Below are 22,576 nucleotides of genomic sequence, written 5' to 3' on the forward strand. Positions count from 1 at the left end.
ATCTACCTCACGGATTCACTTTCTGTGCGTCGGCACCGACGGCGGTGGCGGTGCTGGGTGCGGTGGCGCGGCAGCCGAGGACGTAGAACCACCAGCCGGCGATCACGAGCGCCACGAGCGCGGCGAACATCGCCGCGGGCGAGGCGTGCACGAGCAGGAAGCCGCAGATGATCGGGCCGATGGCCACACCGATGTGGACGAGGTTCTGGGCCCCGAAGTAGCTGCCGCGCAGGTTGTCGGGCGCGATGGCGTCGATGAACATGTACTCGGCGGGGACGACGATCACCTCGCCGATCGTGAAGACGACGATCGCGGCGACGATGATCCACGCTTCGGTGGACAGGGCCATGCCGACGAGTCCGAGGACGAACGCCCCGGTGCCCCAGGTGAGCCAGCGCAGCAGTGTCTTCTCCTTGAGCCTGCTGCCGATGACGTACTGGGTGGAGATCACGACGATCGCGTTGGCGGCCGAGATGTAGGCGACCAGCTGGTAGGCGGTGTCGCGGGACTCGACGGTGACCAGGTACTGCGACATGTACGTCAGCAGCGGGCCGTAGACGACGATGCTGAGGATGCCGCCGAGGGTGAAGAGCCCGAGCCGCCGGTCGGCCCGCATCACCCGCAGCACCTCACGGAAGTTCATCGACTCGGCGTCGTCCGCCGCCTCTTCGGTCTTCTCCTTCCGGGCGGCGGCGTCCTGGGCCGCCGCGCCGGTGAAGAGCTTGCGGAAGACGAGCAGTGGTAGCAGGGCGGCGAAGATGACGCCGGCGGAGAGCAGGAACGGACCGCCCTGGCCGGCCTGCACCGTCCAGACGCCCAGGAAGGGGCCGACGGCGGCGCCGATGTTCTGCAGCGAATACCGCAGCGAGAAGACCTTGGCCCGGTTCTCCGAGGGCAGCAGATCGGCGAGGAGCGCGTTGGCGGTGACGCTCATCGACGAGGAGGCGATGTTGGCGGCGAGCAGGATGCCGATCACCAGCAGCGGCGAGCCGATCAGCGGCAGCCCGCCGTACAGGACGGTGAGCACCACGTCGAGGGCGATCATGAAGTGGACCTTCACGAACCGGTCGGCGAGATAGCCGCCGTAGACGCTGACCACCGTGCCGACGATCAGGCACACCCCCAGCACATAGCCGATGGTGGCGCCGTTCATGTCGAGCGCGTCGTGCAGATAGATCGGGAGGTAGGCGAGGATCGCGAAGAAGCTGACCGCGCGCGCCATCGCGCACAGCAGCAGGATCCTTACGGGTATGGGCAGTTCGCGGATCAGTCGGAAGAAGCTCTTCATGCCGAGCCCTCCGCCGCGATGGCCTCGATGATCTCGATGAGGGATTCCTTGATGGTGTCGATCCGCCGCTGGTCGAACAGATCGGGGTGGTATCCGAAGAGGATCTCCAGACGGTCCCCGGGGAGGACCGTGATGCCGAGCGGATAGTGCGAGACGCCCTTGGCGCCGTCGGTCCGCTCACTCACCCCCAGTCCGTCGGTCCCGCCGGTCGGATCCTCCTGGTCAGGGTAGTTCTGGAAGACGTAGTACGCGTCGAACAGCTCGCCCGCACCCACCAGACGCTGGATCTCGGTCAGCGACAGGTGGCGGTGCGGGAAGACCTCCAGTTGGGCGGAGTGCACCCGGCGGAGGGTCGCGGCGAGCCGCTCGCCGGGCTCCGTACGGACCCTCAGCGGCACGGTGTTGATGAGCAGGCCGACGACGGACTCGATGCCGTCGATCTCCGCCGGCCGCTCCGAGACGGTGGTGCCGAAGACCACGTCCCCACTGCCCGTCAGGCGCCCCAGCTGGAGACCCCAGGCGGTCTGCAGCGCCGTGTTCAGGGTGACGCCGAGCCGGGCCGCGGCCCGCGTCAGATCGCGGGTGAGACCGGCGGGGAGGACGGCGGAGGTGGTGCGCGGCAGGACGTGCGGGGAGAGGCCCGCGTGCCCGATCCTGCTCGGCGCGTCGACACCCGTCAGGTACGCCCGCCAGGCCTCGGCCGCCGCGTCCCGGTCCTGCTCCGCGAGCCAGGCCAGATAGTCCCGGAACGGCGTGACGGGTCCCGGTTCCCGGCCCTCGTACAGCGCGAACAGGTCTCCCCACACGACCGGCATGGACCAGCCGTCGAGGAGGATGTGGTGGTCCGCGACGAGCAGCTCGTGCCGGGTGTCGGAGAACCGCAGCAGCGAGAAGCGGAGCATCGGACCGGTCGCCAGGTCGAAGCGGAGCGCCGCGTCCTCGGCGACGATCCGCTCCCGCTCCGCGGCCTGCTCGGCGGGGGCGAGCCCGGACAGGTCGTGGCTCGCCCAGGGCACGTCGACCGTGTCCCGCACGACCTGGACGGGTGTCTCCAGACCGCGGACAGCGAAGCTCGCCCTCAGGTTGTCGTGGCGCATCAGGAGGTCGTGCGCGGCCCTCCGGAGCCGGTCGGCGTCCAGTGGTCCGTCCAGGTCGAAGACGGTCTGCCCCTGGTACGGGTCGTCGTCGGTCTCCGGGTCGGCGGCGCCGGCGTGCAGCAGCAGGCCCTGCTGGAGCGGGGCGAGCGGCAGCACGTCCCGCAGGCCCGGGTAGGTCTGCTCCAGGTCGGTGAGCGTGGACTGCTTGAGGTTGAGGAGCCGTACGTCGGAGGGGGTGAGTCCGCCCAGTTCCGGGTGGGCGGTCAGGCCGGCGAGGGCGGTCAGGGTCCGGGTCCACCGGTCGGCGAGCGCGGCGACGTCCGCCTCGGTGAAGAGCGCGGTGTCCCACTGCCAGCGGGTGTCGACCGAGCCGTCCTCCCCCTGGCGCACGTCGATGAGCAGCGGATACGGCGGGGTGTCGCCGGAACCGTCGTACCGGATGCAGACCTGTGACGGCGCGAAGGCCGCCAGCTGCCGCCGTACGTCCTCGCCGCCCTGCCGCAGCTCCGCGTAGTTGCGGCCCTCGGCCGGCAGGGCGCGGATCTGCTCCTTGACCCGCTTCAGCGCGCGGGCCAGACCGCGCGGGTCCGACAGGCTCTTCTCCAGGTTCGCGAGTCCCGGCGTGAGCCGGACCGGTACCGCCTCCGGGACGGCCGCGGTCGCGAGATCCACCCGGAGCGCGGACCGGGCCTCCGGGACGCGCCGCCCGCGCCATTCGATGAGCACCGGGGCGAGCGCGGCGAGCGCGATGTGCTCGGGCGCGGCGTGGAACATCCGGGGCAGCGCGGTGAGCAGCGCGTCGGCGAGCTCGGCGGGGAGCGTGCGGGTCGACCAGGCGTACGTGCCGCCGGGTTCGCCGTACGAGGGGTCGGGCGTTTCGAGGGTCTTGAGCCAGTGCGGCAGCTCGCCCGCGGCGACCGCCGCCGGGTCGAGCGTCTCGGCCGCCTGGGCGGCGCGGACGATCAGCGCCTCGACGGTCTGGTACTGGAAGACGTCCCGCGGGGTGATCACGAAGCCCTCGGCGCGGGCCCGGCTGACCAGTTGGATCGAGCGGATGGAGTCGCCGCCGAGGTCGAAGAACTGGTCGTCCACCCCGACGCTCTCCAGGCCGAGGACCTCGGCGAAGAGCCGGGCGAGGGCGATCTCCCGCTCGGTGCGCGGCGGGCGGACGGCACGGGAGGTGAAGTCCGGGGCGGGCAGCCTGCGGCTGTCGAGCTTGCCGTTCGGGGTGAGCGGCAGCTTGTCGAGGAGGACGACGGCCACGGGCACCATGTGCTCGGGGAGCTGCCGGGCCGCGTGCCGGCGCACGTCGAGCGCGAGCTTGCGGCCGTGGTCCTCGGCGCGCGGGTCGTTGCCCTGCTCGTGGAGGGACTGCCCGCCGGTCGCCTTGTGCAGGAACAGGTCGGTCAGGAAGGGCTGTTCGGTGCCCGCCTCGATCAGGACGACGTCGAAGAGGTCACCCTCGGAGGCGTCGGTCCAGGTGGCCTTCGCGCGGTAGCCGAGCTGTTCGGCCAGGGCGTGGACGGCCTCCGGGTCGATGCCGGGGCGCTCCTGTCCGTCGAGTCCGAGGTCGGCCACACGGCCCGCCGCCCCGGTACGGATCCGGTGGGCGGCCGCGACCTCGGCGGCGACCCGCCGGTTGGGGATGCCGGTCACGCGGAGCGTCGCCGGACGGGTGGACTCGAGGAGCTCGCGTACGGATTCCAGGCCGCCCGTCTCCTGCCAGAGCAGCTCGGCCGCGTCCCGTACGGAACGCAGCTCCGTGCCCCGCTTGTGGAGGACGACCTCGTAGCGGAAGTCCGTCAGCTCGTTGGAGTGGTGGCCGCGCTTGAGCTGGATGTCGACGCCCGCGACCTCGGCGATCTCCTCGCCGATCCGGCTGAAGAACGCGGGGTCGAGGAGGAGTTCGCTCTCCAGCTCCACCGTGTGCGCGACGAGGTCGCGCACGGCCGCGACCGGTTCGTCGGCGTGTGCCCCGTCGTGCAGGGCGGTCGCGGTGAGGAACGGGTGCAGGAGCCGCAGATGGCGGATGTCGCCGAGGAAGATCCGGCCGCCCGGCTCCAGGAGGTCCATGGCCTGCTTCAGCACGTCGATCAGGTACGGGACGCTCGGGAAGTACTGGGCGACCGAGTTGATCACCACGGTGTCGAAGCGGCGGCCGGCCAGGTCGCCGATCTCGTGGGCGGCGAGGCTGCGCAGCAGCACCCGGTCGCCCAGCTCCGACTCCTCGACGCGGGCGCCGAGCGTCTGGATCAACGAGGGTGAGAAGTCCACGCCCGCGTACGTCTCGACGTGCGGGGCGACCTGCCAGAGGATCAGGCCGGAGCCGACACCGACCTCCAGGACGTGGCGGGGCTTCAGGTCGAGGATGCGGGAGACGGTGGCGGCCTGCCACTCGCGCATCTCCTCCAGCGGGATGGGCCGGTTGTCGTAGCTGCTGTTCCAGCCGGTGAAGTCCTGCTCGACACCCAGGTCCTGCTGCTCGCTGTACCCCTGCTCGTGGATCTCCTGCCAGCGGTCGACATGTTCGATGTCGTCGGCGAGGTCACGGGCTCGACCGGCGGCGTCGGCGGCCTTCGCCACGACATAGCCGACGAGCTGCTTGTGCTGCGCGGCGTCCTCGCGGACGACGACGACCGCCTGGGCGACGCCCTCGTGGGTGTCGAGCACGGCCTCGATCTCGCCGAGCTCGATCCGCATCCCGCGGATCTTGACCTGGTCGTCGGCGCGTCCGACGAAGTCGACGACTCCCTCGCCGGACGGCAGGACGCGCCAGGTGGCGAGGTCGCCGGTCCGGTACATCCGGGAGCCCGGCGGGCCGTAAGGGCAGGCCACGAAGCGCTCGGCGGTCAGGCCGGGCCGGTTGAGGTAGCCGCGGGCGAGGCCGTGACCTGCGATGTACAGCTCGCCGGTGACGCCCGGGGCGACGGGCCGCAGGGCGGCGTCGAGGACGTAGACCCGGGTGTTGTGCACCGGGCGGCCGACCGGCACCGAGTCGGCCTCGAAGGCGGGCCCGGCGCTGCCGCACTCCCAGTAGAGGGTGTCGACGGTCGCCTCGGTCGGCCCGTACGCGTTGATCATCGTGCGACCGCGCGACCAGGTCGCCGCCAGTCCCGGCGGGCAGGCCTCGCCGGCCACCATCACGTACGGGACGTCCGTGAGCGCGTCCTCGGCCATGGAGCCGAGGATGGTCGGCGAGAAGGTGATGTGGGTGGGCCGGAAGCGGGCGGTCAGGACGCGCTGGCGGTCCGGGGAGAGCAGCTCCTCGGGCGAGGTGAGGATCACGGCCGCGCCCGAGAGCAGGGTGCAGCACATCTCGCAGAACGTCGGGTCGAAGTTGATCGAGGAGAACTGCAGGAAGCGGGAGTTCTCGTCGAGGGCGAACCGCTCGATGTAGCTGTGGGCCAGGTTCGGGATGCCGCGGTGGGTGACGGCGACGCCCTTGGGACGGCCGGTCGAGCCCGAGGTGTAGATGACGTACGCGAGGTCCTCGGGCCGCAGCGGGGCGCGCCGTTCCGCGTCGCCGGGGGCCCGGTCGGGCAGGGCCGCCAGCTCGTCCCGGGTGCGCGGGTCGTCGACGGCGAGCCGGAGCACCTCCTGCGCCTCGGCGGGCAGCTTCGCGAGGACGTCGCCCGACGTGATCAGCACCTTGGGGCGGGTGTCCTCGACCATGAACGCGAGCCGCTCGGCCGGGTAGTCGGGGTCGAGCGGCAGATAGACGCCGCCGGCCTTGAGGATGCCGAGGAGGCAGCAGAGCAGCTCGGGCGAGCGGCGCAGCGACAGGCCGACGACGTCGTCCCGGCCGACACCCCGCTCGATGAGCCAGTGGGCGATCCGGTTGGCGCGCCGGTCGAGCTCGGCGTAGCTCAGCTCGGTGTCCTCGTGGACGAGGGCGAGCGCGTCGGGCGTACGGGCGACCTGCGCCTCGAAGAGGGCGGGGAAGGAGTCGCCGGGGAGCTCGCGCGCGGTCGCGTTCCAGGTGTCGAGGAGCGCGGTGCGCTCCGCCTCGTCGAGGAGGTCGACGGAGTCCAGTGGGCGGGCGGGGTCGGCGACGACGGCGTCGAGGATCCGCAGCAGATAGCGGGCGAACCGTTCGACGGTCTCCCGGTCGAACAGGTCGGTGGCGTACTCGATCTCGCCGCGCAGTCCGTCGGGCCCGCCCCGCGCGTCGAAGCGTTCGGTGAGCTCGATCGTCAGGTCGAACTTGGCGGTGTGGGTGGGCACGGTCTCGTGCGCGGCCGTGAGGCCGTCGAGCCGCCACTCGGGCTCGATGTTGTTCTGCAGCACCAGCATCACCTGGAACAGCGGGTGATGGCTGGTGGTACGGGCCGGGTTGAGCACCTCGACCAGATACTCGAAGGGCAGGTCCTGGTGCTCGTACGCGGCGAGGTTCGACTCGCCCACGCGCGCGAGGAGTTCGGTGAAGGCCGGGTTGCCCGAGGTGTCGGTGCGCAGCACGAGCGTGTTGACGAAGAAGCCGACGAGCTCGTCGAGCGCGCTGTCCGCGCGGCCGGCGAGCGGGGAGCCGAGCGGGATGTCGGTGCCCGCGCCGAGCTTGGTCAGCAGGGTCGCGGCGGCGGCCTGGAGCACCATGAAGAGACTGGCCCGCTCCCGCTGCGCCAGGTCCTGGAGCCGCTCGGTCAGTGCGGCGGGCACCTCGAAGCGGACGAGGTCGCCGCGGAAGGTGGCGAGCGCCGGCCGCGGCCGGTCGGTGGGCAGGTCGAGCAGTTCGGGGGCGCCCGCGAGCCGTTCGCGCCAGTATCCGAGCTGCCGGGACATCGGGGAGTCCGGGTCGTCCGTGGAGCCGAGGAGCTCGCGCTGCCACAGCGTGTAGTCGACGTACTGCACGCCGAGCTCCGGCGCCTCGGGGTCCTGGCCGCGGCGCCGGGCGCCGTACGCCTCGCAGAGGTCCTTCACCAGCGGGGCGAGGGACCAGCCGTCGCTGGCGATGTGGTGGATGCAGAGCAGCAGGACATGATCGCGGGGGCCGGTGCGGAAGAGGTCGACGCGGGTCGGGATCTCGGCTGCCAGGTCGAAGAGGTACCCGGCGGCGGTGTCGATCGCGGCCTGGAGGCCCTGCTCCGGCACGTCGTGGACGGTGACGTCGACGCGGGCCTCGGCGGCGGGCACCACGAGCTGCTCGGCGCCTCCCGGGCCCTCGGCGAAGTACGTCCGCAGGCTCTCGTGGCGCGCGAGCAGATGGTCCACGGCGGCGCGCAGCGCGTCGAGGTCGAGCTCGCCGGTGAGCCGGACGGCGATGGGCAGGTTGTAGGTGGTGCTGGGGCCTTCGAGCCGGTGCAGGAACCAGAGGCGCTGCTGGGCGTACGAGACGGGGACGCGCTCCCCGCGCTCCATGACCCGTGGCGCGGGCCGGGCGGGGGCACCCTCGGCGAGGCGGAGGGCGAGCGCGGCCGGCGTACGGTCCTCGAAGACCGTACGGATGGGGAGTTCGACGGCGAGCGTGGCGCGGACGCGGGCCAGGAGCCGGGTGGCGAGCAGGGAGTTGCCGCCGAGGTCGAAGAAGCTGTCGTCGGCGCCGACCCGCTCGACGCGCAGGACCTCACGGAAGAGCTCCACCAGGGCCCGCTCGCGCTCGTCGCCGGGTAGGCGGTACGGGGTGGAGTGCGCGAACTCCAGCGGCGGCAGGGCGTTGCGGTCGACCTTGCCGGCCGGGGTCAGCGGAAAGCGGTCGAGGACGGCGATGCCCGCCGGGATCATGTGGTCGGGGAGCCAGGCGGTGAGCGCGGCGCGCAGCGCGACGGGGGCGGGGGCGTGGCCGGGCGTGGGGACGACATAGCCGGCGAGCTGCCGGTGGTCGCCGGCGTCCGCACGGACGACGACACGGGCCTGCGCGACCTCGGGCACGCGTCGCAACGCCTCCTCGATCTCGCCGAGTTCGATGCGGTAGCCGCGGATCTTGACCTGTTCGTCGACGCGGCCGAGGAAGTCGAGGGCGCCGTCGGCGCGACGGCGCACGACGTCACCGGTCCGGTACATCCGGGCACCGGGCGTGCCGAAGGGGCAGGCGACGAACCGCTCGGCGGTCAGCGCGGCCCGCCCGTGGTAGCCGCGGGCCAGGCCGTCGCCGGAGAGGTACAGCTCGCCGGGCTCGCCGTCGGCGACGGGCGCGAGGCGCTGGTCGAGGACGTGGGCGCCGGTGTTCCACAGCGGGGTGCCGATGGTGACCGGCTCGCCCGCGCGCACGGGGGCGACCAGGGACCAGATGGTCGTCTCGGTGGGTCCGTACAGGTTCCACACCTCGGCGTGACCGCTGGCGGCGAGGAAGTCGGCCAGGTCCTGCGGCAGCGCCTCGCCGCCGCACAACACGCGTGTGCCGGGGGCGAGTTCCGCGGGCGTCCAGCCGGCCTCGCGCAGCAGCTGCCAGAGGGCGGGCGTGCCCTGGATCAGGGTGGGCCGGGCCTCGGCGAGATACCGGCGCAGCGCGGCGCCGTCGACGGTGGTGCCGCGCGGGACGAGGTGGAGCGTGGCCCCGCCGACCAGCGGGAGGTAGAGCTCCAGCCCCGCGATGTCGAAGGAGATCGGGGTCGTGGACAGCACGACGTCGTCCGCGTGCACCCGGTGGTGCGCGGACATGAAGTCCAGGAAGTTCGCCAGGGAGCCGTGGGTGACGACCACGCCCTTGGGGCGGCCCGTCGAGCCGGAGGTGTAGATCGTGTACGCGGCCGTGCCCGGCCCGGCGGAGCGGCCGGAGGGGTTCGTGGCGGGCTCGGTGCCCTCCTCGCCCACGTACAGGGTGGCCGCCGCCTCCAGCGGTCCGAGCCCGGCCGCGACCTCGGGGCTGGTGATCAGCGCGCGCGGACGGGCGTCGGCCGTCATGTAGGCGAGGCGCTCGGCCGGATAGCCCGGGTCGAGCGGCAGGTACATCGCGCCGGCCTTGAGCGTGCCGAGCAGGGCCGCCACCAGCTCGGGCGAGGACGGCAGGGCGACGGCCACGGTGTCCTCGGGGCCGATCCCGCGTGCGATCAGCCGATGCGCGATCCGGTTGGCCCGTGCGTTCAGCTCCGCGTACGAGAGCGAGGTGGCGCCCCATCGCACGGCGACGGCTCCGGGCGCCCGGCCGGCCTGCTCCTCGAACCGCGCGACGAGCCCCGGGGTCCAGGCACCGGTGTCCGCCGCGTTCTCCACCTGCGCGGTCATGAGCGCGGGTTCCGTTCCTGGGATCCGGCGGGGGCGAGGGCGGTCCAGTGCTCCTCGACGTAGCCGAGGCAGGCGGCCCGGGCGTCCGGGCCGAAGGCGGTGTCCCAGCCGTCGGGGACGGCGACGAAGTCCGGCCAGAGCGAGTGCTCGCCCGCCGCGTTGGTCAGGACGCGGTACACGCCCGCCTCGTTCTCGAAGGGGTTGGTGCCTGACTGGTCCATCGTCACTGTCCCTCGCCCACGAAGTCGTCGATGCGCGCGGCGATGTGCGCCGCGTCGGTCACACAGAGCCGCAGGCCGTGTTCCTCGGAGTCCATGACCTCGGCCGTCAGCTCCCCGGTGATCGCCTCGCGCCAGTCCGGGAAGGTCTCGTTGTCCTTCGCGAGGAGCATGAGCGCGTCGATGTCGAAGGGCTCGGGCCGATAGGTCTCCAGGGCCCGCGCCGTGGTGCGGAACGCCTTGTGCAGCCGCTCGGCGAACTGGGTCCCGCCGTCTCCGTGGGCCTCCCAGCCGGCACCGAACAGCGCGGCGGCGATCTCGCGGTAGACGCCCTCGGGAGTGGCGTCGGCCGGATCGAGCGGCGGGTACGCGGCGTGCGGGGCGACGATCCGCAGCACGTCGTCGCGGTAGTCGACCAGCCGCTGCGCCTCGTCCACCTCGGGCGCCGAGCCGTCGAGATAGCCGTCGACGATCACCAGCTTCCGCAGCCCGAGCCCGCGCTCCTCGGCGATGCGGGCGATCTCGTAGCCGATCACCCCGCCCGCGCAGGCTCCGACGAGATGGAACTCGTCCTCGCCGAACTCGTCCTCGATCAGGTCCGCGTAGAGCGCGGCGAGCTCCCTCATGTCGTCCGGCACGTCCATCGCGCTGATGTGCGGGGACTGGAGTCCGTAGCACCCCCGGTCGGTGCCGAGGAGCCGTACGAGACGGGCGTATCCGTCGACGAGACCGAGGCCGGGGTGGATGAAGAGCAGTGGGGTCCGTGAGCCCTGGTTGCTCATCCGGATGACGGCCCGCTCGGTGTTCGCGGCCTTCGCCGGCGCCTTGTGCGTGCTCAGCGCGCCGATCGTACGGTGGCGCAGCAGGTCGCCCATGTTGAGCGCCCAGCCCAGCCGCTGGTTGATCTGCTCGATGGTCACCAGGGCCAGGAGGGAGTCGCCCCCGGTGGCGAAGAAGTCGTCGTCGAGGCCGACGGACGGCCGGTCGAGCGTCGTCTTCCAGATCTCGACGAGGGTCTGTTCCACCAGGCTGTGCCCGGGTGTGACCTCGCACTCCTCGGGCGCTGTCGGCCGAGTACTCACAGCGGAACTCTCTTTCTGGTCGCTCAGCGGGCGGCCGGGCTAGGGGGTGACTTGTCGATCAGGCCGGATCAGGGAGCGGCGTCTGGTGCATGGGGTCTCCCCAGGCCCCTTGGGGCCGAGGGGACGCATCGCAAGGCGGAGGAGGAAGGCATGGCGGTGGGGGCACCTCCCGTGCCCGAAGGGCTACGGGGGACCATGCCGACCGACGACAACGCGGCGAGGCGCGGTGCCAGACGCCGCGAGCCCGGTCTGATCGACAGGACACCCCCTAGGCCCAGCCGCCCGTGAAGTGGATGACGTCGCCGGTGAGGAAGTCGGCCGAGCCGCTGCCGAGGAAGACCACCAGGTCGCCGATCTCCTGCGCCGTGCCGAGCCGCCCGGCCGGGAGCAGACCGCGGAGCTTCTCCCTGCCCTCGTCCGTCCCCCACAGCTCCTCGGGGTAATAGGTCTCGCTCTCCAGGAAGTTGGGGGCGATCGCGTGCACGGTGACGCCGTGCGGGGCGAGTTCACGTGCCGCCGCCCGGGCGTAGGCGGAGGCTCCGGCGCGCAGCGAGCTGTACACGGAGAAGCCGGTCTCCGGCCGCAGCGGCGCGGCGGAGGTCATCAGCACGATGTGCCCGCTCCCCCGGCGCTTCATCGGGGCGGCGGCCTTCGCGATCACTGCCGCAGGGGTGACGAGCAGTGCCTCGGCGGCCCGCCGCAGCTCCGCCGGGTCGGCCTGGTCCACCGGCAGATACCGGGCCGGGTAGACGTCGTTGCTGACGACGAGGTCGACCCGGCCGTATCGCCTGACGGCCTGCCCGACCGCCCCGGTCGGGGTCTTCGCGTCGCAGGCCACCGCCCCGTCGCGCCCCTCCTCGAAGGCGGTCCGCGTGGCCTCGTCGAGGAAGTCCTCGTCGTGGCAGAGGACGGTGTAGCCGGCCTTGCGCAGCCCCTCCACGGAGCCGGGGCCCGCGTAGCGCGTCGCGTGGGTGACCACCGCGACGCGCTCCGCCGACGGCGTGGGCGTGCTCACGCCCCACCGCCGATGAACTCCCGGAGCATCGTGTAGACCTCCGCGTCCGGGATCAGGATGTCGTGGTGGTTCCCGGAATCGCGCTCCACGACCGTGGCCTCGCCGGCCACGAGCTCACCGAAGTGGTGCGCCGTCTCGGGGTGGGTCATCCGGTCCGTGCGGCTGGTGGCGATCAGCACCCGCTGTCCGACCCGGCGGGCGGCGTCGTTCGCGTCGTACGCCATGAGCGCGTGGTTCTGCTTGGCGTACCGGTGGAACAGCTCCACATCGCCGTACGGGTAGAGGACGTACGGGGCCAGGCGCGGCGGCACCCCGAAGAGCATGTTCGGGTCGAGGAACAGGTTCAGCGTCTCGCGGGCCCGTCGCGGGCCGGAGGCCGCCCCGGCGAGCACGCTCTGGAACTGCTTCTGGAACGGAGTGCGCGTGACCCCCGCCCCGAAGTTCAGATCGGGGTGGAGCACCGTCAGCGTCTCCACCCGGTCGCCGAACGCGGCGGCCGCGTCGAGGGCGACCGGCGCTCCTCCGCAGATCCCGACGAGATGCGCCCGCCGCAGTCCGTACTCCGTGAGCAGGGCGCCGACGAGCGCGGTCTCCTCGGCGAAGTCCGCTTCCGGGGTGTCCAGGGTCCGCCACTGTCCGAAGAGGTACGGGTTCTCGTAGGTGACGACGAGCCGGTCCGTGGACAGCTCCTCCAGCCAGGGCCGGAACAGCGTGGCCGGCACCCCGGAGGGCAGGACGAGGACGATCGCCTCGTCCCCGGCCGGCCCCGCCGCGAAGGAGTCGAAGGCGGGCACGCCCTCGGCCTCGATCCGGCGCCGGCCGGGCAGGGCCGCGAGCCCCGCCAGGCCGTCCGCCGGAATGTCCCACTCCCCCGAGCTCTCGGCCACCGGCCGCCAACTCCCCAGCTCCAGATCGCAGTAGGTGCTGAGTGCGACCTCCAGGCTGGACGGCTGCTCCGGGGCCGGCGAGACGAACCGGGGGACCGTCAGGCCGTACGCGGAGCCGAGGGCGGTGAGGACCTCGTTGCACCGTGCGACGGCCTTCGGCCCGTACTTCTCGGCGGCCCGCTCGCCGGCCGGAAAGACCCGCAGGGTCTCCGCGGCCGCGCCGAGCAGTGGCTGGCAGAGTTCCAGCACCTCGACCACGCTCAGGGTTTTCGTGGTCATCTCAGAACTTCTTCCCCCGGGTGGTCTCCGTGACCATGCGGTTGCCGGGGTTCCTGTTCTCGCCGCTGACCAGGACGGAGCCGTAGCGCTCCAGGCTGATGCGGCCGCCGTACTCCTCGATGTGGTCGCTGCCCGGGTAGACGGAGACCGAGGAGGGGACGTAACGGGTGGCGAAGCCCATCCGCATGTCGTTGGTCAGGCCCTCGTGCGGGTGCGAGGCGTGCATCAGTGTCGACCAGAAGATGATGAACTGGCCCGGCTCCATGATCTGCGAGACGGCCTTGTCCTCGTCCGGCTTCCAGTCGGGGTCGACCTGCAGCTCGCGGTAGTCGTAGCCGAAGAAACCGCGGCGCACGCCGTCCTTGTCGACCCCGTTGATCGAGTTCGGGTCGTAGTGCATCCTCTTGGTCTCGTCGTAGTTCATCTGCTGGTGCGTGCCGGGGATGAACTGCAGGCAGCCGTTCTCCACCGTCGCCTCGGTGAAGGCGGACCAGACGGTGATGGTGCCGCCGAACTCGGCGTTGTCCGGCCACAGGATCTGCGGGGTGCCGGAGGCGTTGGCGAAGGTGTCGGCCTGGTGCCAGTCGGTCCCCTCGTCGCCGGGGTGCTTGGGGAAGAACTCCGTACGCCAGCAGATGACGTCCGGGCCGAGGATGGAGGCGACCCGGTCGACGATCTCGCGCTTTCCGACGTGGGCGGCGAGGAAGTCGTTGTCGAGGTGGCGGTCGTAGTTGGAGATGTTGGTGGCGCCGGAGAGCTCGTCGTCCGGGTACACGGCGTGGCTGCGGTCCAGCATCTGCAGCCGGGTCCTGCGCCAGATGTCGCGCATCTCGTCGGGCTGGTAGGCCGTGAAGGGACCGATGAATCCCTGCTGGTGGAACTGCTTTATCTCTTCGTCGGAAAGAGCGAACGACTGCTGTGCCTTCGGGGTGTCCGTGGTCATGTCCGGCGCTCCTACTGGGAGATGAGGGCGAGCTGGTTCTTGACGGCCGCGGCGAGTGCGCCGATGTTCGCGCCTTCGGCGAGCGTGCCGACGTTCAGGGAGAGCGAGAAGCGGTCGTTGACGACGCTCAGCATGTGAATCAGCGAGAAGGACGTTCCGCCGAGGTCGAAGAATTCGTCGGTGTCGCCGATCTCGTCGGTGCCGAGGACCTCGGCCCAGATCCCGCGCAGGATCTCCTCGACGGAGGCGCCCTCCGCGGAGAGGTCGTCGCCGGCGGAGCCCTTCGCGGCCTCGGCTAGCTTCAGCTCCAGGCGCTTGCGCAGCACGCTCTCGTCGAGCTTGCCGTTCACGGTGACCGGGAGCTCGTCGAGGGGCAGATAGGCCGAGGGGGCCATGTAGGAGGGCAGCGCGGTCGCGACGGCCTCCTTGAGCTCCGCGATCAGCTGCTCCGGTGCGGCGGCCGTCACCGGGAAGGCGACCAGCCGCGGCTCTCCGGAGCCGAAGTCGGCGGCGAGGACCACGGCGTCCCGGACGGCCGGGTGCTTCTTCACCACGGTCTCGATCTCGCCGGGCTCGATCCGGTAGCCGCGGATCTTCAGCTGACGGTCGGCGCGGCCGGCGTAGGCGAACTCCCCGGGGGCGGTCTGCACACCGCGGTCGCCGGAGTCGTACCAGCGCACGGTCGTGCCGTCGGCCTCGGTGCGCTCGGAGAAGCGCTCCGCGGTCAGCTGGGGGTGGTTCAGATAGCCGCGGGCGACACCGGCGCCGGCGACGTGGATGACGCCCTCCGTGCCGACCGGGAGGGAGGTGCCGTCCTCGTCACGGATGTCGATCCGCAGGTCGGGGATGGCCTCGCCGATCGGACTGAGGCCCTCGGCGGCCGGGTCGGCGGTGAGGTCGGCGGCCGAGATCCGCTTCCAGGTGACGTGCACGGTGGTCTCGGTGATGCCGTACATGTTGACGAGCACCGGCGCGTCCAGACCGTGCCGGTCGGTCCACGGCGTGAGGGCGCGGTAGTCCAGCTTCTCGCCGCCGAAGACGACGTACCGCAGGCTGAGCGAGCCGGGCTCGGTGTCGGCGGCCATGACGTTCATGAGGTTGCGGAAGGCGGACGGCGTCTGGTTGAGGACCGTCACGCGCTCGCGGCGCAGCAGGGCGTGGAGGGCCTGCGGGTCGCGGGCCGTCTCGTTGTCGACGACGACCAGGCGGCCGCCGTGGAGCAGGGCGCCCCAGATCTCCCAGACGGAGAAGTCGAAGGCCGCGGAGTGGAAGTTCGACCAGACGTCGGTCTCGTCGAAACCGAAGACCGGCGCGGTGGAGGTGAAGAGCCGGACCGCGTTGCGGTGTTCGACCAGGACGCCCTTGGGCTCGCCCGAGGATCCGGAGGTGAAGATCGTGTACGCCAGGCTGGACGCGTCCGCGCCCTCGTGCCCGGCGGGGGTCTCGCCGGCGCTCTCGGGCAGCGCGTCCACGAGGACGGCCGTACGGCCGCCGACCAGCGCGGCGGTGACCGTGCTCGCCACGACGACAGGCGCGTCGCAGCTGTCGAGGACGAAGTCGCGGCGCTCGGCGGGGTAGGCCGGGTCGATCGGGACGTAGCCGGCGCCCGCCTTGAGGATGCCGAGGAGGCCGACGACGAGATCCGTACCGCGCTCCAGGCAGAGTCCGACGCGCTGGTCCCGCCCGACGCCGGCCGCGCGCAGGAGCTGGGCCAACCGCCCGGCACGCGCGTCGAGTTCACGGTACGTCAGCCGCGACCTGACGTCGGTGACCGCCACCGACTCCGGGAAGCGCGCGGCGACCCGCTCGAAGTTCTCGTGCAGGGTGAGCGAATCGTCGAGCGATTCGCTGGACATCGCACCAGGATTCATAGACGTGGAGCCTTTCCCAGTCATGGAGCGGAGATTTCGGAATTCTCGACGTATCGGCGCGCCCGGCTTTTCGGCGGCTATTCCGGCCGCCCTCGCCCAGATGAATGTGTCAGCCGACGGCCGGGCCCTTCAAGGGAATCCCGTGGCACCAAGGTGCAGTGGCTGCAAGTGGCCAGCGTCAGCGGCGGCGGTGGTCGTCGAGGGCGGGGACGACGGATACGACTCCGTGGCAGAGCCCGAGGTCCCGGCCCGCGCGGGGCACTCTCAGCTCGACCCGCACCCGGCCGACCGGGGTCCGCAGCAGGAACCGCACGGCGGCGAGGACGCCCGTGCCGGCCTCGGGCGCGGAGTCGGCGGAGACGAACACGACGGAGCGCTGCTGCGGCTCCGGCAGTCTGGGCAGATAGACGTGCTCCACCTGACAGCTGGAGAACCGGGACACCGCTCTGGCCAGCTCACCGGGATCTAGCCGCGGGACCTCGAGATGGATGGCGTACATGGCAGAGAGAATCCCAGCCGCTTCGCACCGCACGTCGATAAGATCCGGGCATCTTCCTGCCATGGCACCAAAGGGCCCACCGGGCCCTCGGCCGACCGGGCCGCGCGCTCAGAGCCAGCCGGCGCGTTCCGCGAGGACCCCTGTTTCGAAGCGGCTGCGGGCGCCGAGACGGTGCGAGATACCGGACATCATCCGGCGGGTCGTCCGCAGGGAGAGGCCGAGCTTGCGGGCCGCCACCTCGTCCGTGTGCCCCCTCTGCAACAGCCTGAGCAGCTCGATCTCCTGCTCCGAGGGCGCGTCGGCGGACGGCCGCGAGCGGCCGTGCAGCGGTGTGGCCCGCTCCCAGACCATCTCGAAGAGCGCGAGCAGCGCGGTCACCACCCCCGGCGCGCGCAGGATGACCGCGCCCGCCCGGGTGTCCTCGGGGCTCACCGGCAGCAGCGCCACCGACCGGTCTGCGATCAACATCCGCAGCGGCAGCGACGGCATCGTGCGGATCTCTCCGCCGAGTTCGGCGAGCCACCGGGCGTACTCGGTGGTCGCCCGGTCGTTGCGCACGCTGTCCAGGTAGATCGTCCGCAGCCTCACCCCGGCGGCCAGCGTCTGCTCGTCGAGCGGCCGGCTGGCCTCCAGCGCCTCGGGGCTCTGCGCGCCGCCCGGCATGAAGGCGAGGATCTCGGTGGTCGCGTGCCGGGCGAGTTCCGAAAGCCGGGCCCGTACCTCGTTGACGCCTTCGAGCTGCTCCAGACCGACGTTGTTGTGCCGGCCCCGCTGCGAGGCGTAGATCGCGGTCAGTTCGGCGGTCGCCGCCCGCATCGCCGCCAACTCCAGCTGCTGGGAGTGGATTTCGGTCTCCCGGCGGTGAATGTGGGCGGCGAGACCGACTTCGGGACTTATGGGGGCGACATCCGTGGCGTCCTTGGTGGGATAGAGCATCGAGAGCTCCGCGAGCTTGTCCAGACACCCCCGGACCGCGGCTTCTTCGACATGCAGCTCCCCGGCGATCTCCGTGAGCCCCCAGCGCGGCTCGCTGATCACCAGGCGGTAGACGTCGACGCAGGTCTCGTCCTGCCCTATCAGCGCTGCCAACGACGAGAAGTCCGTGCCCGGTCGCGTCCCACGGCACGGGTCGGCGAAGCCCCCCACTGTCCCCCTCCTCACTCAACGGGTCGATTCACGATCGAATCCTTTAATCGCCCCGAATCATTCGGCGCCGGACGGTCGATTCCGGTACGGAGATCAGGGCACCCTTATGAGTCTGTGACGGTACAGGACGGCAGCGGGAATGGGCACCGGATCAATTGAGGGTTTCAGACGCCGATTTCTGGGAAACACGGGCAACAGATGAAGGCCGAACAAATCTGACCAGCCCCCGCCCTGATCACCGCACCTCCGCGTCGGCGACGTCCAGCGCCTCGTCGAGAATCGCGAGTCCCTCCTTCGCCTCGGAGTCCGTCAAGTTGCAGGGCGGGGCGACATGGATGCGGTTCATGTGGATGAAGGGCCACAGCCCGCGCGCCTTGCAGGCCGCGGCGACCCGGCCCATCGGCGCGGCCGCCTCGCCGGTGGCCGCGTAGGGGACGAGTGGTTCGCGCGTGGCACGGTCGGCGACCAACTCCAGCGCCCAGAAGGCGCCGAGGCCGCGAACTTCACCGATACTGGGGTGGCGATTGGCGAGTTCACGCAATCCCGGGCCGAGGATCCGCGCGCCGAGATCGGCCGCGTGCTCGACGACGCGCTCGGCGCGCATGGTCTCGATGGTCGCCACCGCCGCCGCACAGGCCAGCGGATGCCCGGAGTAGGTCAGACCGCCGGGGTACGGCCGGTCGGCGAAGGTCGCGGCGATCTTCTCGCCCACGGCGACCCCGCCCAGCGGTACGTAACCGGAGTTGACGCCCTTGGCGAAGGTGAGCAGATCCGGGACCACGTCCCAGTGGTCGGCCGCGAACCAGCGGCCCGTGCGCCCGAAGCCGGCCATCACCTCGTCCAGGACGAACACGATGCCGTACCGGTCGCACAGCGCGCGCACTCCGGCGAGGTAGCCGTCCGGCGGCACGAGCACCCCGGCCGTACCGACCACCGATTCGAGAAGGACCGCCGCGATCGTGCCGGGCCCTTCGCCGACGATCGTCTCCTCCAGGTGGCGCAGGGCCCGCTCGCACTCCTGCCGCTCGTCCGTGGCGTGGAAGGACGACCGGTAGGCGTACGGACCCCAGAAGTGGACGACCCCGGCGGCGCCGGTGTCCGAGGGCCAGCGGCGCGGGTCACCGGTCAGATGGATCGCGGTGGAGGTGGCGCCGTGGTACGAGCGGTACGCGGACAGGACCTTGTGCCGGCCGGTGTGCAGCCGGGCCATCCGTACCGCGTGCTCGACCGCCTCCGCGCCTCCCGTGGTGAAGAAGATCCTGTCGAGGTCGCCGGGGGTGTGCTCGGCGATCAGCCGGGCCGCTTCGGAGCGGATGTCGACGGCGAAGCTCGGGGCGACGGTGCACAGCCGGCCCGCCTGCTCCTGGATCGCGGCGACGACCCGGGGGTGCTGGTGGCCGATGTTGGTGTAGACGAGCTGGGAGGAGAAGTCTAGGTAGCGGTTGCCCTCGTGGTCCCAGAAGTACGCGCCGGAGGCTCCGGCCACCGGCATGGGCTCGGTCTGCGCCTGCGCGGACCAGGAGTGGAAGACATGGGCGCGGTCGGCGGCGCGCGCGTCGGCGTTGGTGCGGAGAGCACGGTCGGCGGCCTGCGCGGCGGGGTCGGAGCCTCGCGCGTCGGCGTTCGTGCGCGTCATGCCTGCACCGCCTCGCCGGTCAGGACGCGGCCCGCGCGGTCCGCGATGTGCGCGGGCAGGTCGATGTCGGCCGGCAGGACGGGATCGGCGACGGGCTCCCCGAACGTGGTGACGACCGGCAGCACCCCGGCCCACAGCCCCAGTGCGGCGTCCTCGCTCTCCCCGTCGTCCGGCGGCCCGGTGGCGATCTTCACCGAGGCCTCGACGAGGTCGAGCGCCACCAGCGCGGTCGCCGCGAGCTCCTTCCGGCTGGGCTGCCGGGCGTACTCCCACTGCCCCGGCGCGCACTGCTCCGTGAGCGCGCGTAGCCCCCGCAGCTTCTCCTCCGGGTCGGTGACGAGCCGCGGGACGCCGTAGATCATCGCGCAGCGGTAGTTGACGCCGTGTTCGAAGACGGAGCGGGCGAGTACCAGGCCGTCGACGTGCGTCACGGTGACGCAGACGGTCGCGTCGGGCGCCTGGACCAGGCTGCGGCTGGCGACCGAGCCGTGCAGATAGAGCCGGTCGCCGTCGGTGCCGTACGCCGTGGGCACGACCATCGTGGTCCCGTCGACGGTGACGCCGAGGTGGCAGAGGAAGCCGGCGGCGAGCACCGCCTCCAGATCGGCGCGCCGGTGACTGCCCTTGTGGCGCATCCGGCGCAGCCGGGTCCGCTCGGTGGCGGCCAGTTTGTCCGGCGCGGGTACCTGCTCGGCGGTGCTCATGGTGTCCTCTTCGTACGGCCGTCGTGGCTGACGGCGATGGGGTCCTGGGCGCGGGGCGCGCGTGTGGGCACCACCCCGGCTTCTACGGGTTGTACGGGCTTCAGCCGCGGGCCGCCACCGGCTCTCGCCTGTCGGAACGGCGGCCGGTCGCGAGGGAGTCGCAGATCTCGCCCGCCCGCACGGCGGCCATCGACAGGAGGTTGGCCGTGATGCCGTGGCTGTGCTCGGTGCCGCCCATCAGATAGACGCCCGCCTCCAGCTCCGGTCCCGTCCGCACGCGGTAGTCGCGGTGCACGAGCAGCCGGCCGTCCTCGTCGCGCTCGCAGGCCGCGTTCAGTTCGCCGAGGAGGCGGGCCGGGTCGGGCTCGGTGTAGCCGGTGGCGTAGACGACGGCGTCGGCGGTGAGCGCCTCGGTCTCACCGGTCGCGAGATTGCGCACCCGGACCCGGACCTCGTCGGCGTCGGCCTCGACCGATGTCAGCTGCGAGGCGCCCATGATGCGCAGACGCCGCTCGCCGCGGACCTTCTCCTGGTAGGAGCGGCGGTAGAGCTCCTCGATGAGGTCCATGTCCACGACGCCGTAGTTGGTGTTGCGGTGGTAGGCCATCAGCTTGCGCCGGACGTCCGGGTCGGCGCCGTGGTAGAGGTCGACGGCCTGCGGGTCGAAGATGCGGTTCGCGTACGGGCTGTCGTCGGCGGGGCTGTAGCCGTACCGCGTGTGGACGGCGACGACCTCGGCGTTCTCGTACGTACGGTGGAGGTGGTCGGCGATCTCGGCGGCGCTCTGTCCGGCGCCGGCGACCACGAAACGACGCGGGTTCTCGGTGGGCAGCGCGGCGAGCCGGTGCAGGAACTCGCCGCTGTGCCAGAGGCGTTCGGAGGAGTCGACGCCCTCGGGCAGACGGGGCACGAGGCCGGTGCCGAGGACCAGGTTGCGGGCCCGGTACGTGACCGCCTCGGCCTCCCCGCGCGCGGCGACGTCGACCTCGACGACCGGTCCGGCCTGGGCGGCGGCGCGGATGCCGGTGACCTCGAGTCCGTAACGGACCATGTGGTCCACGCCGTTGGCGGCCCACTGGAGATAGTCGTGGAACTCCTCGCGGGTGGGGAACAGCACCTTGTGGTTGATGAAGTCGACCAGTCGGCCCCGGTCGTGGAGGTAGGGCACGAAGCCGAAGCGGCTCGTCGGGTTGCGCATCGTGGCCAGGTCCTTCAGGAACGAGACCTGCATGGTGGCGTCCGGGATCAGCATGCCGCGGTGCCATCCGAAGGCAGGCTGCTTCTCCAGGAAGACGGCGGTGAGCTTCTCGTCGGGCGCGGCCCGCTCGTTGTGCTCCTCGATGGCGATGGCCAGGGCGAGGTTGGCGGGGCCGAAGCCGACACCGACGACGTCGTAGACGGGAGTGGTCTCGTTCATGGTGGTGCCTTTCGGTTTCAGGAGGTCGTGCGGGCGGTGAGGGCGGCGCAGCCGGCGGCGAGGAGCAGCGCCAGCAGGAGACCCGTACCGGCGAAGGAGAGGAAGACGGCGGCGATGACCAGGGTCACGACGGCGGTGGTGCGCAGGGCGCGTCCGGTGCCGCGGGCCCGGAGGGCGGCGGCCGCCGCCGCGACGTACAGCAGCAGGAAGGCGCTGCTGGTGACGATGAGGACGAGCTCCTCGCCGGTGTCGGTGACGGTCAGGGCGCCGAGGACGGCCGTGTAGGCGAGGGTCAGGGCGACGGTGGCCGGCACGGGCCGGTCGGCCAGGGCGCGCGGCAGGATGCGGTCGCGGGCGGCCGCCCGGACGACACGGGTGGCGCCGAGGACCCAGGCGTTGGTGGCGACGACCGCGAGGCCGAGGGCGAGCAGATCGCCGACGACGGCGCCCGCCTCGCCGAGGGAGGCGCCCAACAGGGCGGTGATGACGACGGGTTCGTCGCCGGGGACGGCCAGGTAGGCGGCGGTGACGGCGGCGTAGAGCAGCCCGACGACGGGCACGGCCCAGCGGATGGCGCGGCGGTAGCTGCGGGCGGGATCGTCGACCTGTTCGGCGAGGGTGGAGACGTTCTCCCAGCCGAGGAAGGAGAAGAACGCGGTGACGACGGCGATGCCGACGCCGTCCCAGCCGTTCGTCAGGAACGGCGTGTACTCCCCCGCGTCGAACCGCGGTGCGGCGACCGCCACGGCCCCGCCGAGCCCGAGCAGCAGCACGACGAGCGAGGCTGCCTGGACGCGCGCGCCGGCGGTGAGCCCGAGGAGGGTGAACGCGGCGGACAGGGCCATGAAGCCCATGGCGATCGGGTACACCGGCCCGTCGGGCTGCCCGAGCAGCCCGAGCAGACAGCGGGCGGAGACGATGCCCATGACCGGGTTGCCGATGACGTACGTCGCGACGAGCAGCAGCGCGGCGGCCCGCCCCGGCCGCCGCCCGAGCCCGGCGGTCACCATCGCGGCGAGCCCGGCGGCGTCGGGCCGCCAGGCGGACATCTCGGCGAAGAAGCGGGCGAACGGATAGGAACAGACGGCAAGCGCGAGCCAAGCCAACACGGAGGCGGGTCCGGCCTGCCGCTCGGTCAGCCCGGGCACGAGCAGAATGCCGGTCCCGACGAGGCTGCTGACGTAGAAGACGACGAGGGCCCGTACGCCGAGCTTCTTCGAGGACGCTTCCCTGCCGGGGGGCGAGGGGCGGGACATGAGATCCGTCATGGGTGTCACCTCCGGTGGGGGTGGGGGGTTGGGACGGGCCCGGCGTCGGACCGCCGGGCCTGTCGGGG

14 protein-coding genes are annotated in these 22,576 nt (G+C 71.8%); all 14 read right to left on the reverse strand.

The window, feature by feature from the left end; all coding sequences use genetic code 11:
* Positions 1–7 precede the first annotated feature (7 nt).
* The 14 genes from ACFC0D_RS05165 to ACFC0D_RS05230 all read right to left on the reverse strand — a co-directional run bounded on the left by ACFC0D_RS05165 (position 8) and on the right by ACFC0D_RS05230 (position 22,508).
* On the reverse strand, positions 8–1,288 hold the full coding sequence (locus ACFC0D_RS05165) for an MFS transporter (protein ID WP_376431163.1): 1,281 nt from the start codon (positions 1,286–1,288) through the stop codon (positions 8–10).
* Complete coding sequence (locus ACFC0D_RS05170; RefSeq protein ID WP_376431165.1) at positions 1,285–9,543, reverse strand: amino acid adenylation domain-containing protein; 8,259 nt, start codon at positions 9,541–9,543, stop codon at positions 1,285–1,287. Before ACFC0D_RS05170 ends, ACFC0D_RS05165 begins: the two co-directional genes overlap by 4 nt.
* Positions 9,540–9,764 (reverse strand): MbtH family protein, encoded by a 225-nt coding sequence (locus ACFC0D_RS05175; protein ID WP_376431167.1) that lies wholly within the window; start codon positions 9,762–9,764, stop codon positions 9,540–9,542. The genes ACFC0D_RS05170 and ACFC0D_RS05175 overlap by 4 nt, the downstream gene beginning before the upstream one ends.
* Positions 9,765–9,766: 2 nt before the next feature.
* Positions 9,767–10,843, reverse strand: a complete 1,077-nt coding sequence (locus ACFC0D_RS05180; protein WP_376431169.1) for an alpha/beta fold hydrolase — start codon at positions 10,841–10,843, stop codon at positions 9,767–9,769.
* Positions 10,844–11,111: 268 nt separating this feature from the next.
* Positions 11,112–11,858, reverse strand: a complete 747-nt coding sequence (locus ACFC0D_RS05185; protein WP_376431171.1) for an SDR family oxidoreductase — start codon at positions 11,856–11,858, stop codon at positions 11,112–11,114.
* Positions 11,855–13,024 carry an alpha/beta fold hydrolase gene (locus ACFC0D_RS05190; RefSeq protein ID WP_376431173.1) on the reverse strand — a complete coding sequence of 390 codons (1,170 nt, stop codon included), beginning with the start codon at positions 13,022–13,024 and terminating at the stop codon, positions 11,855–11,857. The genes ACFC0D_RS05185 and ACFC0D_RS05190 overlap by 4 nt, the downstream gene beginning before the upstream one ends.
* Before the next feature lies 1 nt (position 13,025).
* Complete coding sequence (locus tag ACFC0D_RS05195) at positions 13,026–13,967, reverse strand: chlorinating enzyme (protein ID WP_376431175.1); 942 nt, start codon at positions 13,965–13,967, stop codon at positions 13,026–13,028.
* 11 nt (positions 13,968–13,978) lie between these two features.
* The gene (locus ACFC0D_RS05200) at positions 13,979–15,823 is read right to left on the reverse strand and encodes an amino acid adenylation domain-containing protein (RefSeq protein WP_376431177.1); all 1,845 of its coding nucleotides are present in this window, start codon (positions 15,821–15,823) and stop codon (positions 13,979–13,981) included.
* A 193-nt stretch (positions 15,824–16,016) separates the two neighbouring features.
* Positions 16,017–16,337 (reverse strand): hypothetical protein, encoded by a 321-nt coding sequence (locus ACFC0D_RS05205; protein ID WP_376431179.1) that lies wholly within the window; start codon positions 16,335–16,337, stop codon positions 16,017–16,019.
* A gap of 108 nt (positions 16,338–16,445) precedes the next feature.
* Positions 16,446–17,426, reverse strand: coding sequence for a helix-turn-helix transcriptional regulator (locus tag ACFC0D_RS05210; RefSeq protein WP_376431181.1), 981 nt, complete (start codon positions 17,424–17,426; stop codon positions 16,446–16,448).
* A 292-nt stretch (positions 17,427–17,718) separates the two neighbouring features.
* Positions 17,719–19,119, reverse strand: coding sequence for an aspartate aminotransferase family protein (locus tag ACFC0D_RS05215; protein WP_376431183.1), 1,401 nt, complete (start codon positions 19,117–19,119; stop codon positions 17,719–17,721).
* Complete coding sequence (locus ACFC0D_RS05220) at positions 19,116–19,823, reverse strand: pyridoxamine 5'-phosphate oxidase family protein (RefSeq protein ID WP_376431185.1); 708 nt, start codon at positions 19,821–19,823, stop codon at positions 19,116–19,118. The genes ACFC0D_RS05215 and ACFC0D_RS05220 overlap by 4 nt, the downstream gene beginning before the upstream one ends.
* Before the next feature lie 100 nt (positions 19,824–19,923).
* Positions 19,924–21,240 carry a lysine N(6)-hydroxylase/L-ornithine N(5)-oxygenase family protein gene (locus ACFC0D_RS05225; protein WP_376431187.1) on the reverse strand — a complete coding sequence of 439 codons (1,317 nt, stop codon included), beginning with the start codon at positions 21,238–21,240 and terminating at the stop codon, positions 19,924–19,926.
* A 17-nt stretch (positions 21,241–21,257) separates the two neighbouring features.
* Positions 21,258–22,508 carry an APC family permease gene (locus tag ACFC0D_RS05230; protein ID WP_376431189.1) on the reverse strand — a complete coding sequence of 417 codons (1,251 nt, stop codon included), beginning with the start codon at positions 22,506–22,508 and terminating at the stop codon, positions 21,258–21,260.
* Positions 22,509–22,576 lie beyond the last annotated feature (68 nt).

It is taken from the genome of Streptomyces sp. NPDC056222 (assembly GCF_042264065.1).
Lineage (GTDB): Bacteria > Actinomycetota > Actinomycetes > Streptomycetales > Streptomycetaceae > Streptomyces.